Source organism: Ensifer sp. 1H6 (genome assembly GCF_001976035.1).
Taxonomy (GTDB): domain Bacteria; phylum Pseudomonadota; class Alphaproteobacteria; order Rhizobiales; family Rhizobiaceae; genus Ensifer; species Ensifer canadensis.
In genome coordinates, this window is the sequence record NZ_MOAI01000019.1 from 22438 (window position 1) to 42267 (window position 19830).

Sequence of the window (19830 nt, forward strand, 5' to 3'; positions counted from 1 at the left end):
GCTGCGTGGGAAATAATCAGACCCGCTGAATACACCAACCAGACCGAGCAAGGCAAGGCAAGCCCCGGCTCAAACCCGCTCAAGATCCGACAGAAACGCGTTCAGTTCCGTTTCGTCTATCCCGACGAGATGGGCTTTGTCGGGATAGGCGCCGGACCGCACCTCTTCGGCAAACTCCGAGAAGGCAGCGACGCGCTCGCGTTGAAGCCGCTCATACTCAGCGGCGAAGTTGCGATAGATTTTTGCGTGACGGGGAACGTGGCCACGATTGGCACCGAGCACGTCATCGCTGAAGAGATACTGCGCGTCGCAGCCCGTGCCGGCGCCCATCGACAACATGAGCATCGATGTCTTCGCGTTGATCGCGGCGGCGACCTCGCCGGGCACCACTTCGATTTCGGCGGCAAAGGCACCTGCCCCTTCCAGCGCTTTTACCTGGCGCCAGATCTCGATGGCGCTTGCCGCCGTCTTGCCGACGACGCGAAACCCGCCGGTCCAGGTGGCCTTCGACGGGATGAGGCCGACGTGGCCGCAGACCGGGATGCCCTCTTCGCGCATGCGGCGAACGGTAGAGAGGCTTGCCGCGCAGTAAACTGCGTCGCCTCCCGCTTTGAGCGCCTTGAATGCGGCGCGGATATATTCGTCGGCCGTGACCAAATCGCCATATTCAAGGCCCGGAAAGGCAAAACAGGTCGGGGCCACTTCGCGAAACTCCGGCCCAAGCAGTGCCGGCGGCACGGAGACCAGGTCGATGCCAGCGGCTTCGGCGGCCTCGGCCTCATCCAGCGCTTCGACCCGCAGCATCGTCAACTGTCTCTTGCCTTTCATTGAAAGAAGGTCGGCCACGGTTGGGCGGCGGTTTCGCATCAGGATCTCCGGATCTCGGTTGTTGTTATGTTAGGTGGAAAAACATCGCGCCTCAGGAGGCGAGCAACGCCTTCAGCTTGGTGTCGATGGAACCGAGCGCCTGCGGATCCGGCCTTTTCCCGGCAGCAATCAGCATCTCGGCAAGGCGGATGTCGCGAGCGATCGCGTTTCCTGTGCCGATACCGCTCGCACTGATCAGTCGACCGCTGGCGTCAAGATGAAAGAGAATGAAGGCGCCATCGCCAAGGTCCCGCTGCACCGTCATCACAGCACAATCGGCAAGGCCGGCGATCTGCAGGGTCAGGTCGTATTGATCGGACCAGAACCAGGGCACGCTCACAATCGTCTCGGCGGCACCGAGCAGGTTGGCCGCCGCAAGTGTTCCCTGGTCCTGCGCGTTTCGCCAGGCTTCGAGCCGTATACGCCGGCCATCATAGTGCCCGAGAGGATAGGAACAGCAATCACCGGCCGCAAAAATGTCGGGGTCTGCGGTGCAAAGCGTCTCATCACGGCGATGCCGTTGTCGATGGTAAGGCCGGCAGCCTCGGCCAAGGCGGTGTTCGGCAAGGCTCCAATGCCGACTACGACCAGGTCGGCGACAAGAATGTCTCCGTCGGCAAGCCGAATTTCAACCTGCTCTTCGCGTTCTTCGATGCCGGCGATCCTGGAATTGCAGCGAATGTCCACACCTTCCAGTCGATGCCGCGCGGCAACGACGGCGGCGATCTCTTCCGGCACGCCGCGGGAAAGCACCCGTGGCAGGCCCTCGAGGAGAACGACATCTGCGCCGAGCTTGCGGGCGGTCCCTGCGAGTTCCAGGCCGATAAACCCGCCACCGATAATGGCAAGCACCTTGCCCGGTGCGAGCTTTGAGCGGATGGCAGCAGCATCCGCATGCGTCCGAAGCATCCGGATAAGTGGTGATGCCTCTGACAAGCCCGGCAATGACCTTGGTCTCGCACCAGTTGTCAGCAACAACCTGTCGTAGGTGAGCTGCCGCCCATCGGCGAGCCGTACTGTTTTCGCATCGCGATCGATGGCCTCCACCGGCGTATCGGTGAGCACCTGGATCCCGGCAGCCTGATAGCGTTCGGCGTCGGCGACGAATTTGGGCTCAAGCTGTCCAGCCAGACCTTCCTTCGAGAGTGGCGGCCGCTCGTATGGCAGATGCGGTTCGGCACCAATCAGCGTGATGTCACCCTCATGGCCCTTTTCCCTCAGCGCAAAAGCTGCCCTCGCACCACACTCGCCGGCGCCGACAATGACAATCCTGTTCATGTGCCTCTCCCAATGTTTCGTTGGATGCCTTGAGCATCCGCTTAGGCGACGGCGATGAAAACGCTGCCGGCCTCGACCTTGACCGGGTAGGTCTTCAGGTTGACGCAGACGGGGGCGCCCTTGGCCTGGCCGGTCTTGTAGTTGAAGCGGCCATTGTGTTTCGGACACTCGATGATGTCGTCCATCACCAGTCCGTCGGCGAGGTGGATATGCTCGTGGGTGCAGAGCCCATCGGTCGCGAAATACTCGTCGTCGGGGCTGCGGTAGACGGCAAAGGTGCGTCCGTCATGGTCGAAGCGGATCACATCCACTTCGTCGATCTCGTCGGCCGCACAGACCTCGATCCAGTTTCCACTCATGCTTGTTCCTCCAAATGCTGTTGTTTGCTGGCGTGCCTATTCGGCAGCATCTACCAGGGCATCGCTGTGAAACTCTTCGCGATAGGGTTTTGCCGTTGGCGGCAGGTCGCGCTTGAGGAAATAGTCCTCGTTCCTCAGCTGGCGCAGGAAGGCCGGGATCATCTCGCGGTAGCCGTGGAGCATGGATGGATTCGGCGCCGGCAGATCGTGCTTGATCATGGCGTGAAGCCGCGGCAGCGCATGGTAGGGCACCATCGGGAACATATGGTGTTCGACGTGGTAGTTCATATTCCAATAGATGAAGCGGCTGATCGGGTTCATGTAGACCGTGCGGCTGTTCAGCCTGTGGTCCGTGACGTTGTCGGCAAGCCCGCCGTGCTGCAGGAGGCCCGTCAGCACATGGTGCCAGGCGCCATAGAGGCGCGGCAGGCCGACCAGCATCATCGGCAGGATCGAGCCGAGATAGAACGACAGGCCGATGGTTGCGAGATAGATCGCAAACCAGATCCGCGCGATCCGTATTGCTTTCGGCTGCTCCATTTCCGGAATGAAGGTTTTCTCGGCGGCGCTGATGACGCCGAAGGCATTGCGCACCATGTCGATGACGGCATGCCAGACATCCAAGATGCCGAAGAAGTTTAAGACGAGCCGAAGCAGATCCGGCGGCCGCATGACGGCGATTTCAGGGTCCCGCCCAACGATGACAGTGTCGGTGTGGTGACGGGTGTGGCTCCAGCGCCAGGTCACCGGATTGCGCATGATCATGAAACAGGCGACCTGATAGACGACGTCATTCATCCACATCGTCTTGAACGCCGTGCCATGACCGCATTCATGCCAACGGCTGTCGGAAGCCGAGCCATAAAGGACGCCATAGGCGAGAAAGAAGGGCACGGCCCACCAGGTCCCCCAGAAATAGACGCCGAGGCCGCCGAAGAGGATGAGGCTGCCGAACCAGATGGCCGTATCGCGGATCGCCGGGCCATCCACGCGCTTCATCAGTTCCTTCATCTGCTTGCGCGGGATCTCGGTGTGATACCACTCCGCCGCCGACAAACCGTTGGCGACTGCCGCGTGAGCGTCGCGTCCAAGCAGACTGTAGTCTCGCTTCGTCGGAACCATCGCCATCCGTTTTCTCCTCCCGCAATCGACCACACGCCGGCGGCCGTTCCTCATCTCTTGGAACTGACGATAGGTTGACTTTTGCAAGTCCTCAATGCAGTTATGATATATTCTATCAAATACCATCAGATCTTGCATTTCATGAATGATGGAATAATTTCAGGGGCAGTCGATGAGCAACAGACCGACCATTGCCGATCTTGCCGGCGCCGCGGGCGTCAGCGTTGCCACCGTGGACCGCGTACTCAACGGCCGACATCCGGTGCGCGAAGAGACGGCGCGACGGGTCTATGATGCGGCTAAGTCCATTGGCTACCACGCGGTCGGCTTGCTTCGTCAGCGGGTCTTCGAGGACCTTCCGCAATACCGCCTCGGCTTTCTCCTGCAAAAGCCGCAACAATCCTTCTACCAAACTGTGGCCAAAGAGATCGAGAATGCGGCACTGGCGATGTCAAATGTCCGCGTCCTGCCCCAGATCGAATTCGTCGCCAACTCCACGCCGACGGGGATCACCGAGAAGCTGAAGGCAATGGCTGCCCGCAATCAGGCGATTGCGCTCGTAGCGCCGGACTATCCGGCAGTGACCGCGGTGGTCGAAGAACTGAAGGAACGCGGGATCCCGGTTTTCTCCCTGCTTTCCGACTTTGCAGCCGGCATCCGCGAAGGTTACATCGGATTGAACAATCACAAGGTCGGCAGGACAGCGGCCTGGATGATTGCCAAGGCTGCGAAGAAACCGGCCAAGGTCGCAGCGTTCGTCGGCAGCCATCGCTTTCTTGGCCATGAGCTGCGCGAGATCGGTTTCCGCTCCTATTTTCGCGAGCACGCGCCTGATTTCGAGGTGCTCGACACCATGGTCAATCTCGACACAGCCGAGATTACCCACGAAGCGACGCTCAACCTCTTGCAACGCCACCCGGATCTGACCGGCTTCTATGTCTGCGGCGGCGGTATGGAAGGAGCAATCTCAGCGATCCGCGAGGAGAAACTCGAAGGCCAACTGATCGCCGTTGTCAACGAATTGACCCCGGAATCGCGCTCGGCACTCGCCGACGATGTCGTGACCCTGGCGATATCGACGCCGACGGGCGCCCTTGCACGGGAAACAATCAATCTTATGGTGCAGGCAATCGGCAAAGGCCCGACGGGCGCGCCAGGCCAGACCTTCCTGCCTTTCGATCTTATTACGCCGGAGAACATCTGACGAAGTATGTCGGTGGCCACATCAAACCGGAGTACAAGAAATTGGACCGCATCGACCGCCGCCGCAAGGAGAACCAGAACGGCAAGCGGTGCTTTCCCTGCGCGAACACAATCCCGATGCGCCGAACCGCACGATCACCCGTGTCGTCTCCGACGAGAGCCCGAAGACTGCCTGGGCGCCGAAGTCGGTGCTGACGGCTGACGAACACGGCTCCTACGACGATCGGGTTGGGCTGGCGATCCTTCGGCGCGTGAAGCACAGCCTAGCGCATCAACGTGGACGCACCACCGCTTCTCGGTGAAGTACCTGGACTGTGGCATCATGGTCGCCTGGAAGGAGAACACCCGCCACATGGGTTTACGCTGGCCGACGTACCGCGCACCGTTACCCACCCGCACGGTGCCAGAGAAGCTCTGCTGCTACTGGCGGGGCGCGGCGAAACGTATCGTAGACCAGGTGTGCACTGCGGAAATGACGGTCGGGAAACAGCACAACCTGCGGTGACCGATTTTGGCTTCGTCACTTCCCCAAGACTTATTTACACTTTCCCCTGCTTCCTATTGACACTTTCCCCGAGGGTCTATTGCAACTTTCCCCGCATCGCTTTTTGCCGAGAAAATGAAGTGACCATCATGGACGACAGTCTCTTACCGCGTCATCTGCAATCCAACTGAAGGCTGCTCTTACATCAGCGCGAGTGGTCGCGCTGCGGCACTGGCGAAGGGCGACATGAAGCTGACGGAGGCTCGTTGGAGCGCTATTGAACCGGCTACTTTTCAAGAACAAGAACGCAACGTGAATTGGAAACTGGCAACTTTTAACAGAGCAGAAAAATTGGAATGGCGCGTAATCACGGACTCGAACCGTGGACTCGCTGATTAAGAAATCGAGGCGATCAAAAAAATCAGGCATTCCGTCCAGTTGTGGCGATTTCTTCGACCAGATAATCGATTGCCTGGAGGGGCTCCAACATCTCCCATGTCTTTGGATGACGATAGACAGGGTAGAGGCCGAACGCTGCGAAAGTAAGCTGATCGAGGGTGGGATGTGCAATTGTCCGTCTCGCATGGGCCAATTGAGCACGATCTTCCCCGTGATCGACTGTCAGCCCCCAGCCCGCATAAAATGGGGTCGCATAACAACGAACGGGAAGGCCACGCAAAAGGGCGTCGAAACCCATTTGGCTGGAGACGGTCCATACTTCATCGACGACAGCGAGAATGGCCGCAGCAGACACCTTGTCGGCCATCAGCGTTACGCCTGGTAACTTCGATGCGCGTTCGGTCATATAGCCCTTGCGATGACCGGCAATGACGTCTGGATGCGTGCGAACGACAATCTGCGCGCCGCTTGCAAGCGCATCATCCAACATGCGGTCAAAGGATGAAGGCGAGCCTAGGGCCTTTTCAACGGAAACATCCCCAAACACCTGATCGACCAGCAGGATCCGGCGCCGTGTCGAGGGCTCGAGACGAGGTTCGCTGTGAGGGAGGTTGTTGTATTTCGACAGCTTGTGCGCCACCAGGGCTTCGCGGATCGGGGCACCAACATCATGCGCCAAGCCGCCAGCCGCATCGCGGATCAGCAATTCCAATCGAGAGATGCGACCGGCGTCGACCGGCAGCGCTTTATCATCGACGACAATCGAAATCGGAATACTTCCATCCTTGCCGAGACCGACGGAGCGAAGGAAACCATCCTCGAGATGCCAATGCGGAAGGTGACGCAATCGCGCAATTCGCATCGCTGTCTGTGCCGGCAGCCGGCCGCCCCAGGAAACGATACCATCGAGTCGAGGAGCAAGCGTCGAGCGAAGCGGTGCATCGCCGAAATAGTGACCCAACCAAGGGAACGCCTTGTGCACGAAATAAGTCGCCCCGAGCCTTGCCCCCCATTTCGGGTGCCAGGGTTGGACTTGCGTCGCGGTTGGTGCGGGATTGTCGAGCACGTCCATATTCTCACTCTGCCAGCCATCACGGCGCGCTTCGCCAGAAATCACCTTGCAAAGGCAAATGCAAACCGAACTTGCGATACGTCGGGCGGTTGAAGACAGCTTTCTCGATCCAAGCCAACCGAGCAAGAGCTCAAGGGCAGTAGCACGCGGACGGTAGATCTGCACTGAGGCCACCTGGAATCTGATTGGATTCCATCATCTGGAAAAGACAATCTTGCAACAATGCAAGTGCTTTGACCGGACACTCGTCAACAACCTCCTAGCCATTGGTGATTTGCACGGGTAGCTATAAATGGAATGAACGTTCCATTTATAGCTACCGACGAACCACATCTGGAGGAGACATTCCTATGACCACCCTACCCTTCGCGCTTAATCACATGACAACCCCCGGCCTGCCGCTCGACGCTTTCTTTGCTCTTGCGCGATCGCTCGGCATGACTGCCGTCGAGATCCGCAACGACCTGACCGGCAATGCCATTCTGGATGGCACGCCCGCAAAAGACGTTGCGTCGCTGGCAGCAGAACATGGGCTGACAATCATCTCCATCAACGCCCTGCAGCGGTTCAATGAATGGAACGGGACCCGTGCCGCCGAGGCCGCGCACCTGATTTCCTACGCGAGGGACTGCGGGGCAAAAGCGCTCGTTCTTGTTCCCGTCAATGATGGCAGCGGCCAGGCCGATGGTGAGCGTCAGGCCAACCTAAAGGAAGCCCTTACGGGGCTGAAGCCGATGCTCGATGCGGCTGGCATCATCGGCCTTGTCGAGCCACTAGGCTTCGAGATCTGCTCGCTTCGCTCCAAGACGGAGGCTGTTGACGGCATAAGGTCAATCGGCGGCGAGGCTACGTTCCGCGTTGTGCACGACACCTTCCACCACCATCTCGCCGGCGAGCAAGCAATCCATCCCGAGATGACCGGCCTCGTTCATATATCGGGGGTCACTGACAGCGACCTTGCGATCGCGGATCTGCGCGACTCGCATCGTGTTCTGGTCGACGAAAACGACACCCTCGACAATATCGGGCAGATCCGCCGCCTGAAGGCTGCAGGTTATTCCGGCCCCTTCTCGTTCGAACCTTTCGCCGATGAAGTCCATGGTGTCGCCGATCCGGCCGCCGCCCTCAAAACCAGCACGGCTTACATCGAAGCCAATATCTGACCGGCAAAGCCGACCGAGCACCGGAAAACGAAGCGAGGCGTCGAAAGACACCCTTGACGGCGTCCGCATAAAATGGAATACATATTCCGTCATTGCAAATCACTGGTTCTTTTATTCCGTTTTGATTGGGGCGCAGCGGGAGTACCGCTTCCGATCAGAGATGGGCGCGACCAGATATGGTCAGCGTTCCCGGCTGGAGAAGGTGTGGCCGGGCACCAAATGTGGAGGAGAAAGACAATGAAGAAATTCCTGCTGGGTACAGCCATGGCGGTGATGATGTCGACGGCAGCGCACGCCGAAACCATCGGCGTTTCCATGGCGCAGTTCGACGACAACTTCCTGACGGTCCTGCGCAACGGCATGTCCGACTACGCCAAGACGCTCGACGGCGTCGACCTGCAGATCGAAGACGCACAGAACGACGTTTCGAAGCAGCAAAGCCAGATCCAGAACTTCATCGCAGCCGGCGTCACCGCCATCATCGTCAACCCTGTTGATACCGACGCAACGGCCGCGATGTCGAAGATCGCCGCTGACGCGGGCATTCCGCTCGTCTACGTCAACCGCGAGCCTGTCAACGTCGACACCCTGCCGGAAAAGCAGGCCTTCGTCGCTTCCAACGAACAGGAATCCGGCACGCTGCAGACCCAGGAAATCTGCAAGATGCTCGGCGGCAAGGGCAAGGCCGTCGTCATGATGGGGGAGCTTTCCAACCAGGCTGCCCGCATGCGTACCAAGGACATCCATGACGTGCTCGCGACCGAAGCCTGCAAGGGTATCGAGATTGTCGAGGAACAGACCGCCAACTGGTCGCGCACACAAGGCTCGGACCTGCTCACCAACTGGCTTTCTGCCGGCCTTGAGTTTGACGCCGTGATCTCCAACAACGACGAAATGGCGATCGGCGCGATCCAGGCGCTGAAGGCTGCTGGCCGTCCGATGGACAGCGTCGTCATCGGCGGCATCGATGCGACACAGGATGCGCTTGCAGCCCTGGCCGCCGGTGACCTCGACGTGACAGTGTTCCAGAACGCCGCCGGCCAGGGCAAGGGCTCTGTCGATGCAGCCCTCAAACTCGCCAAGGGCGAACCGGTCGAGAAGAAGGTCTACATCCCCTTCGAACTTGTCACGAAGGAAAACATGGCCAGCTATCAGGCGAAGAACTGATGCTTGCATTGGGAGCGCGGGATATCTCGCGCTCCCAACCAAAACAGTCCCGCAGCAGGTGCGCTGATCCTGTAGATTGGCGCCTGCGAGGAGAATGGCTGGTTGACCCACCAGCTGCGAGGACTTTTCCGCGAAAGCCGGAATTGACGGGGAGGCAATGACAATGACGCTCAGTCCGACAACGATGGCCGCCGTGCGCGCCAGCGGCGCCGTACCCAACGCCGAATACCTTCTCAACGTTGAAGGCATTCGCAAGGAATTTCCGGGCGTCGTCGCGCTCGACGACGTGTCCTTCCGTCTGAGGCGCGGCACCGTCCATGCGCTGATGGGCGAGAATGGCGCCGGCAAATCGACGTTGATGAAGATCCTGGCCGGGATCTATACGCCCGATAAGGGTGAGGTGCGGTTGAAGGGCGCCGACATCCGGCTGAAGTCGCCGCTCGACGCGCTCGAAAACGGTATCGCCATGATCCATCAGGAACTGAACCTGATGCCGTTCATGACCGTCGCCGAAAACATCTGGATCCGGCGCGAACCGAAAAACCGCTTCGGCTTTGTCGATCATGGCGAGATGCGCCGCATTACCGCCCGGCTGTTCGATCGCCTGAAGATCAAGCTCGACCCTGAAATCGAGGTCCGCCACCTCTCGGTTGCCAACCGCCAGATGGTCGAGATCGCCAAGGCGGTCTCCTACGAATCCGACGTGCTCATCATGGATGAGCCGACATCGGCCTTGACGGAGCGTGAGGTCGCGCACCTGTTCGAGATCATCCGCGATCTGCGTTCGCAGGGCATCGGCATCGTCTACATCACCCACAAGATGAACGAGCTCTTTGAGATTGCCGACGAGTTCTCGGTCTTCCGTGACGGCAAATATATCGGCACGCATGCTTCAAGCGAAGTCACCCGCGATGACATCATTCGCATGATGGTCGGTCGCGAAATCACCCAGATGTTCCCGAAGGAAGAGGTGCCGATCGGCGACGTCATGCTTTCGGTCAACAATCTGACGCTTGACGGCGTGTTCCACGACGTCTCTTTCGACGTGCGTGCCGGCGAAATCCTGGGGATCGCCGGGCTGGTCGGCTCCGGCCGCTCGAATGTCGCCGAGACGCTCTTTGGCGTCACCCCGGCAAGCTCCGGCACGATCGCCATCGACGGCAAGACCGTTTCGATCGATAGCCCCAACACCGCCATCCGCAACCGGATGGCATTCCTGACGGAAGATCGCAAGGACACCGGCTGTCTGCTGATCCTTGACGTGCTTGAAAACATGCAGATCGCCGTACTGCAGGACCGTTTCGTCAAGGCCGGCTTTGTCTCGGAAAAGGACATCACCGCGGCTTGCGAGGAGATGAGCCGCAAGCTTCGGGTCAAGACGCCCAATCTGCAGGAGCGGATCGAGAACCTGTCCGGCGGCAATCAGCAAAAGGTGCTGATCGGCCGTTGGCTGCTGACCAACCCGCGCATCCTGATCCTCGACGAGCCGACGCGCGGCATCGACGTCGGGGCCAAGGCAGAGATCCATCGCCTCGTCACCGAGCTCGCCCGCAACGGCGTTGCCGTCATCATGATTTCTTCGGAAATGCCGGAGGTGCTGGGCATGAGCGATCGCATCATGGTCATGCATGAAGGTCGCGTCACCGGCATCCTCGACCGAGCCGAAGCAACCCAGATCAAGGTCATGGAACTCGCCGCCAGCTGAGCGCGAACCGAACGGACCACAGGGAGGAACGAACAATGGAAACCAATGTCGCAGCACAAGGCACCGGCTCGGCCCTTCCGGGTGCGAAGCGTCGGATGCCGCCCGAATTCAGCATCTTCCTGGTGCTGATCGGCATCGCGCTTGTCTACGAAATCCTTGGCTGGATCTTCGTCGGGCAGAGCTTCCTCATGAACCCACAGCGCCTGACGATCATGATCCTGCAGGTTGCCGTTATCGGCATCATCGCCGTCGGCGTGACCCAGGTGATCATCACCGGCGGCATTGATCTGTCCTCCGGCTCCGTTGTCGGCATGACCGCGATGTTCTCGGCAAGTGTGGCGCAGGCCTCCACTTGGCCGCGTGCGCTCTATCCGTCGCTGACAGACCTGCCGGCCATCGTTCCGATCGGGCTCGGCATCGGCGTCGGCCTGCTCGCTGGTGTCATCAACGGTCAGTTGATCGCCAGAACGAAGATCCCGCCCTTCATCGCCACGCTCGGCATGATGGTCTCGGCACGCGGCATCTCCAAGTGGTACACGAAGGGTCAGCCGGTTTCGGGCCTCACCGAGCAGTTCAATTTCATCGGCACCGGCATCTGGCCCGTCATCGTCTTCTTGGTCGTTGCGATCATCTTCCACATTGCCCTTCGCTACACCCGCTACGGCAAGTTCACCTACGCGATCGGCGCCAATGTTCAGGCAGCCCGCGTCTCGGGTATCAATGTCGAGGCGCATCTGATCAAGGTCTATGCCATTGCCGGCATGCTGGCAGGCCTTGCTGGCGTCGTCACTGCAGCCCGCGCTCAGACGGCGCAGGCCGGTATGGGAGTGATGTACGAACTCGACGCGATCGCCGCGACCGTCATCGGCGGCACGTCGCTGACCGGTGGCGTCGGACGCATCACCGGTACAGTGATCGGCACCATCATTCTCGGCGTCATGACCTCCGGCTTCACCTTCCTCAGGGTCGACGCTTACTATCAGGAAATCGTCAAGGGCCTGATTATCGTCGCCGCCGTCGTCATCGACGTCTATCGACAGAAGAACCGCAAGAAGGCCTGATCCTCCAAAGAAGACCTGTTCTCCCAGTGAGCCAACTGGCCGGGGTGATGAAAATCATCCCGGCTTCTTTTATTCAAGCAGCTGAGCGCAAACTGTGCGCCGGACCGGGACACCGGCAATCGCTCATTGGGCGCTTTCCCTCGTCGACGGCCTTGATTGCCGCGGCATCCATCACGAACAGCGGTATTCGGACGAACGCGCCGTCGCGGGCGGCCTCGTCGCCGATCTGGCCGACAGCCAAGTCTTTCCAGTTGGCAGCGCTGACGGCCTCGTCCGGATGATCGTTCGTCACCGGCTTGTGGGCATAATAGGAGCCAAGGCCGTCGCATGCGAAAACCTGATCAGCCGGGCGGTAGACCTTCACGACCGGTATTTCAGGCTTGCCAACCTCATGGCCGGCGTAATCCTGGATGCCAGTGCGCGCGGCGCGAAGCTCAGCAACAAGGTAGCCGTCGGCGGTCCATCGCGTTCCCGCGATCGGTGCAGTGTCTGTGAATTTCATGACGAGTGCCTCAAAAGAAAAGCCACCTGCGGCGATGGCGGTTCGACACACCGTCAACGAAAGCAGCGAGATCAGACCATGGTCCGATACAAAAATTTCAGCGCTGGGCTAGGTTTTGGACCCGTACAACAGTCGTGGAGTTTTGTAGTGACAAAGGTTCTGGTTGCCGCGATGGCGCTGGTAATGGTTGGCTTCTGGGGTTCTGTCGGCGTTCTGATTTACTCGCTGCTTGCGTTTTAATGAGTAGCAGGATCGTCGTCCCTCCCCTATAGTTCCTCCCGGCAATGGAGGTTGCCTACGGAGGATTGCATGAGCGACACCACATTTGGGTTTCTGTTGGCGGCCGAGTTGTCGGCCTTACTCTGGGCCGCACTTTTTATGGTGATATTCTCGGCCTCTTGATGAGCCGCTCGGGTTCATCGCTCCTGACTTGACTGTGCGGCTGCCGCGGCCGCATGCTCGTCTTCGGAGGGCTCCTGCTCGCTCAGCTTGCCATATTCCTCGATCGCCGCATCGAGCCCAGGCAACGATCCATCCTCGACGGGCGCGTTGACCAGAGCGTCGTACACAGCTTCGCGAGGAATAATTTCCTGACCCGGCGAAGTACCCACCAACTGGCGCGCAGCGTCGGCTCTCGTTTTGAAGACGTCGGCCTTCTCCTTCTCGGACATGCCCCAGGGGGCGCCCACTCATAATAGATGTCGGCGTCACGTGAGCCGGCACCGCTGCGGATGATGCACTCGTCGAGTCGCATCACGGCCGGGGTCATCTCGACTTCCTGCATGGCCTGCAGGCGGTCGTAGTAGTTGCGCAGGTCACTTTCGCCAGTGGCGTTCATGCCGGCCGGTGACTGGCCGAGAAGTCGGGTCGCCGGAATGTCGGCTGCGTCCGAAACGATCTGCAGGAACGACAGCGCACTTCCGGCAGAGTGCCAAAACCGGCCGTCTTCTGCTCGAACTCGACGGGCAGTGGCGACTAACTCTGCACGTTGTGATAGTCGCGAGGTTCGAGGGATGGAGGCCAAGCCAAAATGGATATGTGTGGATGGTACAACGCCAAGTGCACGCCACAAGGCTTGCAGACCTCCGCCTCTCGTTTCGCCCCGAGGGCTTACTGCGGGCTTGGGTGCTCTGGTGTCTCGGGCTGCGGGTGGCTTATCCGCGATCCTTCCTTCCGGTTACGTGGACTATCCGGCGAACGGCTTCTGGGGATGCGGGGCCTGGACCTATTTCACCGTTTCCACGGCAGTGGCCAGGCTCACCGGCGTGTCCATTGAGCCCTTCCGGGGATGGGGTTGGATCTGAAGGCGACCACCCTGCCGCACAGACGGCGGTCATTGGGTGGTCGCGCTTGCCCAGTCTGGGTCTATCTGCATTTTCCAGCAGCACTACCGGGCAATCTGAATTTAGGACCGCTTCTATCGATCGCCTCCGGGCTCCCGTTGAACCCTTCAATCGGGTAGAGCTTACACATATCGCCCTCGAATCGAGCACACTCCATGAAGGCCCGTTATTACGGCCACCGGATTCTGGATCACGACAAGCAAGCTGAAGGCTGGCGGCCTCAAAATCCTAGGGACTTCGAGTTCAGCGTCGATTTTTATGCAGGCAGCGAGAGCGGAGCGGATGCTTTTACAGCAGTCGTTTGCTCGCCGGCCCGTTTCTTGAAGAAGTATGCGGCCACTATCTCTTCCGCACAGGGCGTGCTGATCATGCCGTCGTACGATCGTTCTGAACTCGATGCCTACCTTCGAAACCTGTGCGAGAACACAGAAGCGAAGACATGGGACGCGCTGGCGTTAAAGCTAAATAGCGCCGGCCGTTGGGAGTTTGCCTACCGCACTTGAGGCGGCCCCGCAAATTCGGTTACATGCCCAGGAATCGAACCCGGTTCTTCGTGGTTATGAGCCACACGGTTTACAGTTTGCCCTGCCTACGGAAATTGTTGCCGGATTCATCCACCTCTCCGGCGGTTGGCAGCTTGACGCTGTTGGAGCAGCGCTGGAACTGAAGCTCTCGGTAACCATGCTTCGACTTAGCGGGCTGTCGCGCTGTCGAAATACGGCACCTGCCGTATGTCGCCGGCTCGGCAATAGCCTTAGGCAAAGTCTCCCGCACTCCTTGGCGGGAGGTTCGAACCTAGGAGACTACCAATGAAGATCATTATTGCCGCCCTGGCGTCGCTCGCGTTTGCGACTTCCGCCATTGCTGCTGTGCCGTCGATGCCAGCCGAAAAGCAGTCCACCGTCAAAACAGCCGGTCAGATTGAATTGGCCTTCGGATCGTCGCGCGGCCTTGCCGCATCAACCAAGAACGTAAACACCGACCCTGGCAAGAAGAGCTCGGCCAAGGGCGGCGCGCAGACTGGTGGAAAGACGATGAGATAGTGAAACTAAAAAGGGCGGCTTCGGCCGCTCTGAATTTTGAGTGCATTTCTCTACGAGCCGGATGTCAGCCTTCTGCGAACGTAAGCAGGTGCGACATCGAAGCCAGTCACACGCTCACCGCTCCAGTTTATGCCAACCCTGATAGCATCCTTTTCCCTTACCAACCGACGATCGCGAAAAACCTCGAAGGTCAGCGCGTGTAGCATGAAGTCGCGATAGGATGGAACAGTCTCAAGAATGCGCCGAGCCCGCGTTTCTGACGACTAGGAAGGCATGGCGGCTTCGTTGGACTGGTTTGTCGAAGTCGGGAAGCCCGCGTCGTCACGTATGGTTCAAACGCCCCCCTCTCGTCTGCTTCCTTGAAGAAGATTTCGTAGTGGGCAGCGGCGATGCTCGTTGGTCTTTGTATTTATGATGCTACCGGCGTGATCAGGAGGACGGCAAGCACTGTGCTCTCGGCCTTTGATGAAAGGTGAGCGACAATGCAATTGCCAAATATGTGCATCACAATGGATTGTCCGGATTTAGTTGTCCGAGGTCGGTTGGTGCATTCGACACTCACAGCCTCTCGACTTAATCAAATCTAATCACTATGATGAAGATCGATTACACAGGAAGCGTTCGATGGAAACCAAAGTACTGACAGCGCATGTTCCGCTGCCGCTTGCGGAGAGGGTAGATCAGTTGGCTATCCGGCTGGAACGTTCGCGCGGCTGGATCATCAAGCAGGCACTCACTGCCTGGGTAGATCAAGAGGATGAACGACGCCTGCTCACACTTGAGGCGCTCGCGGAAGTGGACGCCGGTCAAGTTATTGACCATCAGGCCGTGCAAGCCTGGGCCGATAGTCTGGACAACGACAAGCCGCTCTCTGTTCCGCTCTGATGCAGGTTAAATGGACAAGCAAGGCCCTTGGTGATCTCGCGCGCCTTTTCGAATTTCTAGCTCCCGTTAATCGGCGAGCCGCTGCACGCACGGTTCAATCGTTGACGACTGCACCGACTCGCCTAGTTGAACAGCCTCGACTTTGCGAGAAGCTCGACGAATTTGCGCCTCGCGAAGTCCGCCGAATCCTCGTTGGGCATTATGAGATCCGATACGAGATTCAACAGTCGATCATCTATGTTCTGCGCGTATGGCATACCCGTGAGGACCGTTGAGCCAAGGCCAGCCCAACTTCGCACTTGCACGGTAGACGTCGAGATGGAACAGAAATTCCGACCCGGCTCGCAATCACTCTTAAGCCGGCGTTCATGACATCGAAGATGGGGGGGCCGGTGATGCGGTCGGCAAAACCGATCAATCCCATGCGCTATGATGTGTCGAAACGCGGATATGTAACAATCTTGACCCGTCAACGAAAGCGATAGAGCGCGCGCTGGAGCGACTGATGGACCTTCCAGGCCAGGGTTGACCGCATTGCATCAATATCGCGCGACTGTTCCTCAACCCTGGCATTGGCCTCCGCAAGAAGCTCATTCGTTTGCTGATTTGCGAGCTCGGTGGCATGAGACTTATCTTGCAGGAACGAGATGTCATGCTTCAAAGAGTTAGCAAGCTCCCACGTCTCCTTAAGTTCCCCGCGTGTGGTTGATAATTGCCCCGCAATTTCCGCATATTCAGGCCGCACCATTTGAATGTCTTCCCAGGCGAGCCTCGAGATCAAGTCGGTCGTCGAGCTACGAATTGTGGCGCTCCAACCAATCGGATCCGCAAGCATGAGATCTGCAAAGATATTCTGTTCAGTTTTCCCGTCAGGAATTGAAACGCGCAGCGGCCTTGGCCACCAGCAGGCGTAATCGGCGATATGCAGCGCTGTCGCGAACTCCGGCATCAGTGCATACCTAGATGCCATTCGCTTTGCGCTGAAGTGAAGGACGGTTGGTGCGCGACAATAGAAGATGGGTCGACTAGAGTTTTCTTGTATTATTCTGCGCCAGAGGAGCCAGTCAGCAGCCGACTCAACTTCCTCACGCCAAACATCTCGTGCCGGAAGACAATCGGCGCGGTACAGAAAGCAACTTGCGGGTATGCTATTCCGGCGTTCCAAAAACGTGTCCAGCTCATCGCTGGCCGTTAGGTTCGTCATGAATGGTGCGGCGATACCGTCGGTAGACACCCAAAGCGCCTGGCTGTAGGCAAGCGCGCCGCCCGCTTCCAGACCACTCAACAATTTCTCCAAATGATCCGGGAACAGGAGGTCGTCGTCAGCGGCGAATCCTATGTATTTTCCGCGCGACTCTCGGAGCGCTACGTTTCTATTCGCGTAGCCAAAGTGTGGTGCTTTCGGTAGGTCGAAGAAGCGGATGCGCGGATCGTTGAATCCTGCGACGACTTCCGCGGTGCCCGCCACGCATCCGTCACCGACCACCAGTAGTTCGAAATCGCCCATCGTCTGGGCCAGCACCGACTGGATCGCGAAACCGATAACATCTACCCGGCTATGCGTCGGCATCAGAATCGAAACGAGCGGCCCGTCTACCATCCCTTGGCATTCCCGAAACTATACGGGATCAAGTCAGTATCCAGCGGAAGCCTGTATTTATCAGGCTTCGAATGGTCGTATTGAATGGTCGGAAAATTCACGACCACGACATCCGACGATCCGATGTTGCGGTCAGCATGCCAAACGAACTTAGGTACGTTGACGAGCCGGGGCCGGCTACCGGACAGATAGACCTTGCAGATTTTGCCGCACGTGCTTGACTCTGGCCTCGGATCGTACAGTACGAGCTCCAACTCGCCACTCAAGACGAAGTACCGGTCCTCGTGTTGCTTGTGCAATCCCCACCCCTTCACCATTCCAGGCCGGATCGTGAAGACGTAGGAAAAGACGATCGGATCGGGATGCCACCCCCATCGAGGGTCGAAAATCTCGGTTACGCTTCCTCGATCGTCATCATGCCGGACACTCTCGTGAAACGACATGCCATCCAAAAGGGGCGCGGTGCTCCGCCTTTGTTCGTCCACCGTCCGCTGGTCTTGGACCGCCACCTGCAAGGTCTGCTGAAGCAGATCCGAAGTGCTGGCGTTTGCGTCATCACGCATTGATGTTGCCCCCTCGTTTGAGAGGCTTGTATTACATGATTGTTTTTTACGCGCCACTGAGTTTCAGCGACCGTGCGGAGGCTCGCGCGCAGCACGCAGGCGGGGATAGCGCGACGTCGCTTTGGTATGGACCTTGAAAGGATCGGCAGATCCCAATTGAAAAACGGCTCCCAGCGCCGCGAGCGATGATCGAAGCACAACGGAGCCCGGCCTTTCGTGCGTTATGTGAAGAGTACGCACTCGCCGCCATGGCCCGATATGACTTGATCGTTGCGCTCCGTCATAAACCCGTCGATCTCGACAGTTTGAACGCCGTCTGCGCTGAAATCGAAAGAGATGTCGATCGACTGCTGCGAACATCTAACGTAAGGCAGATCTGGAGATAGCATATGGACCTTGAGAAAATCGGCCGCTCTCGATTGAAGATCATACCAGAGCGCCGGCAGCAATTGTCGGAGGTCCGAAGCCCTGCTTTGCGAGAACTGTGCCGAGCATATGCGAAAGCGGCGATGTTCCGTGACCGACTACGCCGATCATCCGGCGTCGATAGCACGAATTTGAGGCAATCTGCGACGAGATTGAACAGGATGTGGATCGGTTGCTTCGCACTGTCACGACGAGAATGGCCGCACGTTAGCACAGCCGCGCCCGCGAACACGTTCTTGTCCACGGTGCTTTTCCTCTTTGTTAAAGGGCATAGCCGATCATCACCGCAACGGCATGAAACCGTCGGAGCGGGCAGACGGGCTATGATTGGGATGGCGCACGCTGGCGCCGGATGAAGGTGGCGAGATTTGGAACTGCCGTGGCGTTGGCGGGTCTATGTAAGAGCCGTAGGGGCGACGGGAAGAGTTTCCCGAGCCATGTGCTTTAACTTTTGGTTTTTTGCGGTTGGAAGGACTGACGCGCGGTGCGCCGTCAGCGTCGTACTTCAATCTCAACTATAGCCCCGCTTCGTGTATGGACTCTGAATACGACTTACAGTTAGCTTTGCGCGCCGAACACTAAGATTGAGGGGCGCGAGAAGTGTATAATTCCGAAACTTCAAACCGACTTCGCTGGGTTGATCAGGCCACTTTCGAGATGGGAGGCCACAAGATCACCATGGATTATGAAATGGGCGGGAGCAAAAGGCTCTCGGGATCATCTGACTTTACAATGATGAAGTCTCGCTCATTCCTTGATAAGTACCTCGAAAACAGGGACGAACACTTTAGGCGAATCCTAGAGGTTGGCGTTTATCAAGGTGGTTCGTTCGTGTTTCTCGACCAACTATTCCAGCCGGATAGAATGGCTGCCATCGAACTAAGTGACATACCAATTCAGGCTCTTGAAACCTACACGTCGCGCGACGCCGAAAGGTTGAAGGTTTTCTGGGGCACATCTCAGGATGACGAAGCCGCGGTGCAGACGATCATCAACGACTTCCTTGGTGGGGAAATCGATCTCGTCGTAGATGATGCATCGCACTTCTACGATCAGACCAAAGCTACCTTCAGGGTCGCGTTCCCTCGCGTTCGGCCCGGCGGGCTCTACATCATTGAAGATTGGGCCTGGAGCTTCCAAGAACCCTACCAAGAGCAAGGGCATCCGTGGGAGAACGTCCATGCTCTAGCCAACCTTGTCGTCGATCTCATGGAGGAGATGGCGCTTGGCCCGCTCATCCAGGACTTTGAAGTCAGCCCTCATATGATAAAGATCCGCAGATCAGCCGTTCCGGCAAGCCAATCCATTTTCAATACAACGGCTCGGCGCGGTCGTACTGTCGGCCTTATTTAGACAACCGATTGAGGGTGCGCCGCATCAGTGCGGCCTCCATCAATAAGGGCGCTACCGCCGTCGTTCGATTTAGCGCTTCGGCCCAAACGGGGACGGCGGTTTCCGGCGCCAGGTGATGATCCAGCGGATCAGGATGACGGAAGATCTCGCTATAGTGTCGGTCGATGAAGCTTTCGCTGACGTCCACGAACGGTAGGCGCCGCTTAACCGCTTCAGCCCGCAGAAGGTCATTGTA

General features: G+C 58.4%; 17 protein-coding genes and 4 pseudogenes. 11 read left to right on the forward strand and 10 right to left on the reverse strand.

The window, feature by feature from the left end; genetic code table 11:
• Positions 1–69 precede the first annotated feature (69 nt).
• The 4 genes and pseudogenes from BKP54_RS21425 to BKP54_RS21440 all read right to left on the reverse strand — a co-directional run bounded on the left by BKP54_RS21425 (position 70) and on the right by BKP54_RS21440 (position 3632).
• On the reverse strand, positions 70–867 hold the full coding sequence (locus BKP54_RS21425) for a 3-methyl-2-oxobutanoate hydroxymethyltransferase (protein ID WP_084814856.1): 798 nt from the start codon (positions 865–867) through the stop codon (positions 70–72).
• 52 nt (positions 868–919) lie between these two features.
• Positions 920–2145, reverse strand: a pseudogene (locus tag BKP54_RS21430) (FAD-dependent oxidoreductase).
• Positions 2146–2186: 41 nt separating this feature from the next.
• On the reverse strand, positions 2187–2504 hold the full coding sequence (locus BKP54_RS21435; RefSeq protein WP_084814857.1) for a MocE family 2Fe-2S type ferredoxin: 318 nt from the start codon (positions 2502–2504) through the stop codon (positions 2187–2189).
• Positions 2505–2540: 36 nt separating this feature from the next.
• The gene (locus tag BKP54_RS21440; protein WP_084814858.1) at positions 2541–3632 is read right to left on the reverse strand and encodes a fatty acid desaturase family protein; all 1092 of its coding nucleotides are present in this window, start codon (positions 3630–3632) and stop codon (positions 2541–2543) included.
• 166 nt (positions 3633–3798) lie between these two features.
• On the opposite strand from BKP54_RS21440, the gene BKP54_RS21445 reads away from it, so the two are divergent.
• Complete coding sequence (locus BKP54_RS21445) at positions 3799–4830, forward strand: LacI family DNA-binding transcriptional regulator (RefSeq protein ID WP_084814859.1); 1032 nt, start codon at positions 3799–3801, stop codon at positions 4828–4830.
• A gap of 5 nt (positions 4831–4835) precedes the next feature.
• Positions 4836–4936, forward strand: a pseudogene (locus BKP54_RS36655) (IS1595 family transposase); the annotation flags it as partial.
• A 798-nt stretch (positions 4937–5734) separates the two neighbouring features.
• Here BKP54_RS36655 and BKP54_RS21460 read toward each other — a convergent pair.
• A complete protein-coding gene (locus tag BKP54_RS21460; RefSeq protein ID WP_084814862.1) occupies positions 5735–6784 on the reverse strand; it encodes a capsular biosynthesis protein in 1050 nt (349 codons plus the stop codon).
• A gap of 350 nt (positions 6785–7134) precedes the next feature.
• Here BKP54_RS21460 and BKP54_RS21465 point away from each other — a divergent pair, with 350 nt between their 5' ends.
• The 4 genes from BKP54_RS21465 (at position 7135) to BKP54_RS21480 (ending at position 11880) form a co-directional block, all read left to right on the forward strand.
• Positions 7135–7947, forward strand: coding sequence for a TIM barrel protein (locus BKP54_RS21465; RefSeq protein ID WP_084814863.1), 813 nt, complete (start codon positions 7135–7137; stop codon positions 7945–7947).
• A gap of 237 nt (positions 7948–8184) precedes the next feature.
• Positions 8185–9114 carry a sugar ABC transporter substrate-binding protein gene (locus tag BKP54_RS21470; protein WP_053250057.1) on the forward strand — a complete coding sequence of 310 codons (930 nt, stop codon included), beginning with the start codon at positions 8185–8187 and terminating at the stop codon, positions 9112–9114.
• Between the two features lie 163 nt (positions 9115–9277).
• Positions 9278–10819 carry a sugar ABC transporter ATP-binding protein gene (locus BKP54_RS21475; RefSeq protein ID WP_084814864.1) on the forward strand — a complete coding sequence of 514 codons (1542 nt, stop codon included), beginning with the start codon at positions 9278–9280 and terminating at the stop codon, positions 10817–10819.
• A 35-nt stretch (positions 10820–10854) separates the two neighbouring features.
• Positions 10855–11880 (forward strand): ABC transporter permease, encoded by a 1026-nt coding sequence (locus BKP54_RS21480; protein WP_057204556.1) that lies wholly within the window; start codon positions 10855–10857, stop codon positions 11878–11880.
• Between the two features lie 121 nt (positions 11881–12001).
• On the opposite strand, the pseudogene BKP54_RS21485 reads toward BKP54_RS21480, so the two are convergent.
• Positions 12002–12382, reverse strand: a pseudogene (locus tag BKP54_RS21485) (DUF2213 domain-containing protein); the annotation flags it as partial.
• Positions 12383–12798: 416 nt separating this feature from the next.
• Positions 12799–13385: pseudogene (locus BKP54_RS21490) on the reverse strand (phage portal protein); the annotation flags it as partial.
• A gap of 495 nt (positions 13386–13880) precedes the next feature.
• On the opposite strand from BKP54_RS21490, the gene BKP54_RS21495 reads away from it, so the two are divergent.
• The 4 genes from BKP54_RS21495 to BKP54_RS21510 all read left to right on the forward strand — a co-directional run bounded on the left by BKP54_RS21495 (position 13881) and on the right by BKP54_RS21510 (position 15928).
• A complete protein-coding gene (locus BKP54_RS21495) occupies positions 13881–14228 on the forward strand; it encodes an Imm8 family immunity protein (RefSeq protein WP_084814866.1) in 348 nt (115 codons plus the stop codon).
• Positions 14229–14534: 306 nt separating this feature from the next.
• Positions 14535–14768 carry a hypothetical protein gene (locus BKP54_RS21500; protein WP_084814867.1) on the forward strand — a complete coding sequence of 78 codons (234 nt, stop codon included), beginning with the start codon at positions 14535–14537 and terminating at the stop codon, positions 14766–14768.
• Between the two features lie 624 nt (positions 14769–15392).
• Positions 15393–15653, forward strand: a complete 261-nt coding sequence (locus BKP54_RS21505) for a ribbon-helix-helix domain-containing protein (protein WP_084814868.1) — start codon at positions 15393–15395, stop codon at positions 15651–15653.
• A complete protein-coding gene (locus BKP54_RS21510; protein WP_084814869.1) occupies positions 15653–15928 on the forward strand; it encodes a type II toxin-antitoxin system RelE/ParE family toxin in 276 nt (91 codons plus the stop codon). Before BKP54_RS21505 ends, BKP54_RS21510 begins: the two co-directional genes overlap by 1 nt.
• 194 nt (positions 15929–16122) lie before the next feature.
• Here the strand turns inward: BKP54_RS21510 and BKP54_RS21515 are convergent, their stop codons facing one another.
• The gene (locus tag BKP54_RS21515; protein WP_084814870.1) at positions 16123–17253 is read right to left on the reverse strand and encodes a glycosyltransferase family 2 protein; all 1131 of its coding nucleotides are present in this window, start codon (positions 17251–17253) and stop codon (positions 16123–16125) included.
• On the reverse strand, positions 17247–17816 hold the full coding sequence (locus BKP54_RS21520; protein WP_245317876.1) for a dTDP-4-dehydrorhamnose 3,5-epimerase family protein: 570 nt from the start codon (positions 17814–17816) through the stop codon (positions 17247–17249). The genes BKP54_RS21515 and BKP54_RS21520 overlap by 7 nt, the downstream gene beginning before the upstream one ends.
• Before the next feature lie 1026 nt (positions 17817–18842).
• Here BKP54_RS21520 and BKP54_RS21530 point away from each other — a divergent pair.
• Positions 18843–19595, forward strand: coding sequence for a class I SAM-dependent methyltransferase (locus BKP54_RS21530; protein WP_245317877.1), 753 nt, complete (start codon positions 18843–18845; stop codon positions 19593–19595).
• Here BKP54_RS21530 and BKP54_RS35270 read toward each other — a convergent pair.
• Positions 19588–19782, reverse strand: a complete 195-nt coding sequence (locus BKP54_RS35270; protein ID WP_128090469.1) for a hypothetical protein — start codon at positions 19780–19782, stop codon at positions 19588–19590. The two genes, BKP54_RS21530 and BKP54_RS35270, sit on opposite strands and share 8 nt — an antisense overlap.
• Positions 19783–19830: the final 48 nt, after the last annotated feature.

Bases quoted from the DNA above. Each gene is read 5' to 3' on its own strand.
- BKP54_RS21425 (WP_084814856.1), bottom strand. From the start codon at position 867: ATGCGAAACCGCCGCCCAACCGTGGCCGACCTTCTTTCAATGAAAGGC.
- BKP54_RS21435 (WP_084814857.1), bottom strand. From the start codon at position 2,504: ATGAGTGGAAACTGGATCGAGGTCTGTGCGGCCGACGAGATCGACGAA.
- BKP54_RS21440 (WP_084814858.1), bottom strand. From the start codon at position 3,632: ATGGCGATGGTTCCGACGAAGCGAGACTACAGTCTGCTTGGACGCGAC.
- BKP54_RS21445 (WP_084814859.1), top strand. From the start codon at position 3,799: ATGAGCAACAGACCGACCATTGCCGATCTTGCCGGCGCCGCGGGCGTC.
- BKP54_RS21460 (WP_084814862.1), bottom strand. From the start codon at position 6,784: ATGGACGTGCTCGACAATCCCGCACCAACCGCGACGCAAGTCCAACCC.
- BKP54_RS21465 (WP_084814863.1), top strand. From the start codon at position 7,135: ATGACCACCCTACCCTTCGCGCTTAATCACATGACAACCCCCGGCCTG.
- BKP54_RS21470 (WP_053250057.1), top strand. From the start codon at position 8,185: ATGAAGAAATTCCTGCTGGGTACAGCCATGGCGGTGATGATGTCGACG.
- BKP54_RS21475 (WP_084814864.1), top strand. From the start codon at position 9,278: ATGACGCTCAGTCCGACAACGATGGCCGCCGTGCGCGCCAGCGGCGCC.
- BKP54_RS21480 (WP_057204556.1), top strand. From the start codon at position 10,855: ATGGAAACCAATGTCGCAGCACAAGGCACCGGCTCGGCCCTTCCGGGT.
- BKP54_RS21495 (WP_084814866.1), top strand. From the start codon at position 13,881: ATGAAGGCCCGTTATTACGGCCACCGGATTCTGGATCACGACAAGCAA.
- BKP54_RS21500 (WP_084814867.1), top strand. From the start codon at position 14,535: ATGAAGATCATTATTGCCGCCCTGGCGTCGCTCGCGTTTGCGACTTCC.
- BKP54_RS21505 (WP_084814868.1), top strand. From the start codon at position 15,393: ATGGAAACCAAAGTACTGACAGCGCATGTTCCGCTGCCGCTTGCGGAG.
- BKP54_RS21510 (WP_084814869.1), top strand. From the start codon at position 15,653: ATGCAGGTTAAATGGACAAGCAAGGCCCTTGGTGATCTCGCGCGCCTT.
- BKP54_RS21515 (WP_084814870.1), bottom strand. From the start codon at position 17,253: ATGGTAGACGGGCCGCTCGTTTCGATTCTGATGCCGACGCATAGCCGG.
- BKP54_RS21520 (WP_245317876.1), bottom strand. From the start codon at position 17,816: ATGCGTGATGACGCAAACGCCAGCACTTCGGATCTGCTTCAGCAGACC.